The following is a 6,123-nucleotide window of genomic DNA, read 5'->3' as shown; positions in this document are numbered from 1 at the left end:
CTCCGCTTTAACATCCTTTTACAAAAAATGCGGGGGTAAAACCGTTATCGGCAATTTTTGCGTTTGGAATTTGCATCATTGTTTTTGGACTATCCTCTATTTTTTGGTTGTCTGTAGCCTCTTTGTTTTTTAGTGGTGTTTTTGATGGGATTTCAGTAGTCATAATGCCAAACCATTCTTCAACTGAAAACTCCAGATCACATGCGGTCGCGTAGCTGCTGTGAATTCTATATTTGTGGGCTCTTCTAACGAATTGGGTGCTTTTGAAAGCGGCTTAACGGCTAAACTAATGGGTACTGTGAGTGCAGTGGTCTTTGGCGGAAGCATGACCTTAATTACTGTTATTTTCACGGGCATTGTATCGCCAACTTTTAGAAAATTAGACCGGCAACAAGATGTTGAAGATCATGAAAAGAGCGAGTAATTAATACTTTTTGATTTCGAAATTTTCCCCATCAAAATGCAAATAATGTACCCAGTCACCCAGATTCACATACTCGGCATTTTCGCCTACAGTATGTTCATTGGTAGATGACGGTGGCCAAAAATAAGGTAATTGTAGTGCTTGGTTTCTAGTTTTCTCTTGGAATACAGAATAAGCCATTCGTTGTCTCCACCAAGAAAAGTCACATCCTACAGGGGAGATCAGTTTGTTTTTAACGGACAGGTATTGTGCTAATTTCACGCCAATGTCCGGATGCAACCATCTAAAACAACCATTTAAAAAACGGATTGGTAACACTTTTTTCATGCGTTTGTAACCCTTATCGCCAGGACCTTTGCCGTCTCCGTGACCAATAAGAAATGTTTTATCTCCAAAAGTATATTCTTGATTGTCATGAAAATTTATTATTCCTTCTGGAAAATAACTTCGATCCACAAATCATGATTCCCCACGAAGAAATAAATAGGAATACCACTATCACGAAGTTCTGCTAGTTTACCCAAAACACGGATGAAACCTTTTGGCACTACGGTTTTATATTCGAACCAAAAATCGAATAAATCGCCCAATAAAAAAGAGCTTCGGCATCACTTTCAATTTCGTCGAGCCATGCCACGAATTTTTGTTTTCTAGGAAAACTAATTCGGGTGTTGGTGCGCCAAAATGCGATCGGATGCAAAATAAATTTTCTTATTGTGGGTAATTGCATGAAACTAAAGTATAGATTTAAAATTACTACTCCGCAAAAGAAGATTCGGTTTCTTCTTGCAGTTTTAAAGGAGAAAAAAGAGAATTCCTTCCTGAAATCCACTGGTAATTCGTTGACAAAATGAATTACCATATTCTCACTTGTGGGCTGGTAAATCGACTACTATAACATGATGCCCACGGTTGATCAACTCATTGGCTAAATCAATATGAGGTGTTGTTCCGTTAAAAAGGCGTCGCGCTATCAAATTGATCTACAATTTCTTCTTTTACAATTTTCTTTAAATCCGTAAAGTCTATTACCATTCCGAATTTTACATTAGAACTATCTGTAATTGGCACTCCAATTACGGATCGTTCTAATGTAAAATTCGGAATGGTAATAGACTTTACGGATTTAAAGAAAATTGTAAAAGAAGAAATTGTAGATCAATTTGATCACGCGACCGTTTTTAACGGAACAACACCTCATATTGATTTAGCCAATGAGTTGATCAACCGTGGGCATCATGTTATAGTAGTCGATTACCAGCCCACAAGTGAGAATATGGTAATTGATTTTGCTCAACGAATTACCAGTCGATTGCCGGAAGGAATATCTCTTTTCTCCTTAAAACTGCAAGAAACCGAATCTTCTTTTGCGGAGTGGTTTGCAAGTGATAATTTTAAATCTATACTTTAGTTTCATGCAATTACCCCACAATAAGAAAATTTATTTTGCATCCGATCAGCATTTTGGCGCACCAACACCCGAATTGAGTTTTCCTAGAGAACAAAAATTCGTGGCATGGCTCGACGAAATTGAAAGTGATGCCGAAGCTCTTTTTTTATTGGGCGATTTATTCGATTTTTGGTTCGAATATAAAACCGTAGTGCCAAAAGGTTTCATCCGTGTTTTGGGTAAACTAGCAGAACTTCGTGATAGTGGTATTCCTATTTATTTCTTCTTGTGGGGAATCATGATTTGTGGATGGAAGATTATTTCCAGAAGGAGTTGAACATTCCAGTTTTTCATGACAATGAAACAGTAGAATATACTTCTGGAGAGAAAACATTTCTTATTGGTCACGGAGACGGCAAAGGTCCTGCCACAAGGGTTACAAACGCATGAAAAAAGCGTTTACCAATCCGTTTTTTGTAAACTGGTTGTTTAGATGGGTCTGCATCCGGACATTGGCGTGAAATTAGCACACATACCTGTCCGTTAAAAAACAAACTGATCTCTGGTGATGAGGATGTGACTTTTCTTGGTGAAGACAACGAGTGGCCTATTCTGTATTCCAGAGAGAAAACGTGAGAAACCAAGCACTGCAATCACCTGATTTTTTGGCCACCGTCATCAACCAATGAAAGTACCTGTAGGCGAAACTGCTCAGAGTATGTGAAGTCCGGGTGACTGGATTACGTACCGTACATATCGGAGTTTTTGATGGGAAGAATTCCAAAATCAAAAAGTATTAATTAACTCGCTCTTTTCATGATCTTCAACATCTTGTTGCAGGTCTAATTTTCTAAAAGTTGGCGATACAATGCCCGTGAAAGTAACAGTAACTAAGGTCATGCCACCGCCAAAGACCACTGCACTCACAGTACCCATTAAGTGTAGCCGTTAAGCCGCTTTCACAAAGCACCCAATCCGTTAGAAGAGCCCACAAATATAGAATCCACAGCAGCTACGCGACCCCGCACGTGATCTGGAGTTGTCAGTCGAAGAAACGGTTTGGCGTATGACTAACTGAAATCCCATCAAAAACAACCACCAAACAACAAGAAGGCTACACACAACCAAAAAATAGAGGTATAGTCCAAAAACAATGATGCAAGTTCCAAACGCAAAAATTGCCGATAACAGTTTCATACCCGCATTTTTTGTAAAAGGAATGTAAGCAGGAGATGATGAGCATCGAAAAAGCGCCAACAGCTGGCGCAGCTCTCAAAACGCCAAATCCCTGAGGTCCTCATCTTTCAGAATATCCTGAGCAGAAATGGGCAACAAAGCAACGGCTCCGCCAAAAAGGACTGCAATCATATTGCTAGTGAGAAGGCGCCTAAAATAGTCTTGTTGTTGAAAAACAAATTTCACGCCTTCTTTCAAACTTTCCATAATGGGTTCGCCAATTTTTGCATTCAAAATCGGTTTCGATTCGAATTTGGGTGCCAAAGCAACCAATGCGATAAGTGAACATCCCAAAACGATGAACATAGACCCATGAACGCCAATCCAATTGATAGAGAAACCCGCAACTGCAGGTCCTAAGACAGAACTAATCTGCCGAACGGAGCTACTCCAAGTCGCAGCATTTGGATATATTTTTTTAGGAACGACCAAGGCCAAAAGAGAGAATATGGTCGGACCCAGAAAAGCGCGTACTAGTCCTCCTAAAGACACGAAAAAGTCAATGGAGTATCAAATAGCTTGGGTAGCAAGGCCTTTTATAAAAGGAGGCTCAGGCAAACAGAAATAAGCCCAAACTAACAACTGAAAATCCTAAAATACATTTGAAAAGCAAACCTTCCTTTTCCTTTTGCATCTACAATGTGTCCGGCAATACAAAGCCATCGAAATGGCTGGAATGACTTCCATCAACCCGATGATTCAGCTAGTCGATAACCGATTTTTGGTTAAGCTCTACACTTCCCACTCAATAACAATAAACTGCATGGACCATCCAGAAACCATTGCAAAACGCAATAGCAGAAGTACATCGAATTCTCTGTAGCGCAGCGCCGAGTAAGGGTCGTGTTTTTTCATAGTTTAGCAATCATTCTTTACATATCTCGCAACCGCAATCGCGAGCTTGTCTTTGCCGCTCCACTCATCATTCATCAATACAATACACGGCCTGAAAAGATTTTTGGTGCGTAGTTAGTTTGATTTAGTTGCCCAAATTAAAACCAATTGCAGCAATGCCTTCAGTCCCGAGGCTTTGCCGATTGTCTGACAAAAAGCCTTGAGTGTTCATCCTCCTGACCCATAGCTTTTCCATAACCGGTGTCTTTGAGGTTTTTAGTCAAGAAAACGGGCGTCATATTTTGGGGTCCGTACGGATCGAATTGTTTTAGGATTCGGATTAATATTGGTGTGATATCAGCAAAATCGATTTCGGCATCAACTGCAATTCCTGGTGCTGACATATCCGGATGAATGGTTTTTTCTTACTTCTTCTTCAAAAGCATCCTTGAAGATTTGATAGTTTTCTTTCTTCATCGCCATTCCCGCAGCATACATGTGACCTCCAAACCGTTCCAAGTGTATCTGAACATGCTTCCAATGCATTGTATACATCAAATCCTTTTACAGATCGAGCCGAAGCAGCGTACTCATCGCCGCTTTTGGTAAAAACAAGTGTTGGTGCGATAATAGGCTTCAATCAATCGAGACGCGACAATTCCAATGACACCTTTACGCCAGTCTTCTCGAGAAAACGACGGAAGTAAAGCGTTTTTTTTCATTGTTTTGCTCGATTTTGTTGTAAGGCCTCTTTGGTGATTAATTTGTCTAAATCCTTTCGTTTCAGAATTAATACGCCTCGATTTCAGAAGCAAATTGTTGGGCTTGCTCAAAATCAAATTCGGTTAACAATTCCACCGCGTGATTCCCACGTTTAATACGTCCTGCAGCGTCTATTCTGGGTGCGATAATAAAAACAACATCGGCAATATCTAGAACTTTCTTTTTTATTTGGCTGAATGCTGGCTTCGATTCCTGGCCCCGGGTCAGAAATTAATGATCTTCGCAGTCCAAAGCAAGCTAATACTCTATGTTATCTCCAGCTGACTGGAACCATATCAGCGGCTAATGGCAGCCGACACTAGATCCAAATACGGAACTCAAACCTTCGAGTAGTTTGGTGTTGGCTGCCACCCAATGCTTGAGTTCAGAATCAAAACCGATTCCACAACCACATCAATTCATCATAAGGATAGAGTGCACTCGTCTCGTGTTCCGGTCAGAGAATAGCAACGGCATCGGGTATAGAATTCTCCGTGCCCGTGGTGGTCACAAATGATAAAATCAATATTTTTTGCATTGGCGTAGACCATCATGATCGATTGATTTTATACCACAATCCAAAGCGATAATAAGCGAAAAACCATTGTCATCTGCAAAGTCAATTCCGTTGAATGGCATGCCGTAACCCTCGTCATAACCGATCCGGAACATAGGTAGCAACATCAGGGTAATAGGCTTTTAAATAGGAAGAAACGAGCGAAACAGCAGTAGTGCCATCAACATCATAATCGCCAAAAACAAGAATATTTTCTTCGTTTTCGATTGCTTTCTCGATGCGTCTCTACGGCCTTTTCCATATCTGTAAGCAAATATGGATCATGTAAATCATCTAAACTTGGACGGAAAAATGCTAGTTGCTTCCTCAAAAAAGCGTTAATGCCACGTTGCACTAATAAAGTGGCCACAAAATCTCCGACATTTAAGGCTGTCGCCAAATGTAATCACAGTCCCCTCTGAAGGTTTTGGCTTTAAGGTCCAACGCATATCGACTTGGTGTCTCAAAATTGCGTTAGGAATTTTGTCAGCCCGAGCGCATTCGACGACTAATCGATCTGCCTCGACTGCGCTCGACCTGAAAGAGAATTTGTATCCTTATTTCAACACTAGAGCACTTCCGTAAAAAGCGATTCCATCCCAGCCCGGTCTCACTGAAACTGCGAATGCTCTGATAGATCAGTACCGATTTGGATTTCCTAAAAACATCTTCAAAATAGCTAAGCGCCAAAGCAAGCTAAAGTTTCTTCTGGAGCCAGCTCCTGCAGTTCCGCAAACGAAGATCAAGTTACAAGACCCTCAGTTCTCTCCGGCAGCATTAGGCTGTAAGCGCTGCTTTTCAAAAGCTGTTGGTTCAAAGGTATAGTGATCTTCAATTACAGCCATAGTTTCAGCAAAGGTGATGGCTTTTGGTGTTTGATTTAATTTTTAAAAAAGCAGGGATAGTCATAATTATAGTAGT

Annotated in this window: 1 protein-coding gene and 6 pseudogenes; 3 read left to right on the top strand and 4 right to left on the bottom strand. The window is 40.6% G+C overall.

What is annotated here, in order from left to right; all coding sequences use genetic code 11:
* Positions 1 to 14: 14 nt before the first annotated feature.
* Positions 15 to 424, top strand: a pseudogene (locus tag ACXX80_RS15935) (MFS transporter); the annotation flags it as partial.
* Here the strand turns inward: ACXX80_RS15935 and ACXX80_RS15930 are convergent.
* Positions 425 to 1,149, bottom strand: a pseudogene (locus ACXX80_RS15930) (UDP-2,3-diacylglucosamine diphosphatase).
* A 329-nt stretch (positions 1,150 to 1,478) separates the two neighbouring features.
* On the opposite strand from ACXX80_RS15930, the pseudogene ACXX80_RS15925 reads away from it, so the two are divergent.
* Both ACXX80_RS15925 and ACXX80_RS15920 read left to right on the top strand, forming a co-directional pair.
* Positions 1,479 to 1,835, top strand: a pseudogene (locus ACXX80_RS15925) (6-pyruvoyl trahydropterin synthase family protein); the annotation flags it as partial.
* 4 nt (positions 1,836 to 1,839) lie between these two features.
* Positions 1,840 to 2,614 (top strand): annotated as a pseudogene (locus ACXX80_RS15920) (UDP-2,3-diacylglucosamine diphosphatase).
* A 472-nt stretch (positions 2,615 to 3,086) separates the two neighbouring features.
* Here the strand turns inward: ACXX80_RS15920 and ACXX80_RS15915 are convergent.
* The 3 genes and pseudogenes from ACXX80_RS15915 to ACXX80_RS15905 all read right to left on the bottom strand — a co-directional run.
* Entirely contained in the window at positions 3,087 to 3,542 is a 456-nt protein-coding gene (locus ACXX80_RS15915; RefSeq protein WP_458554150.1) for an MFS transporter, read from the bottom strand.
* Positions 3,543 to 3,908: 366 nt separating this feature from the next.
* Positions 3,909 to 5,651 (bottom strand): annotated as a pseudogene (gene recJ, locus ACXX80_RS15910) (single-stranded-DNA-specific exonuclease RecJ).
* 309 nt (positions 5,652 to 5,960) lie between these two features.
* A pseudogene (locus tag ACXX80_RS15905) lies at positions 5,961 to 6,077 on the bottom strand (HopJ type III effector protein); the annotation flags it as partial.
* Positions 6,078 to 6,123 lie beyond the last annotated feature (46 nt).

It is taken from the genome of Flavobacterium sp. GNP002 (assembly GCF_054343795.1).
Note: the sequence above shows the minus strand (reverse complement) of the source record. Positions and strands in the feature narration are given on the sequence as shown.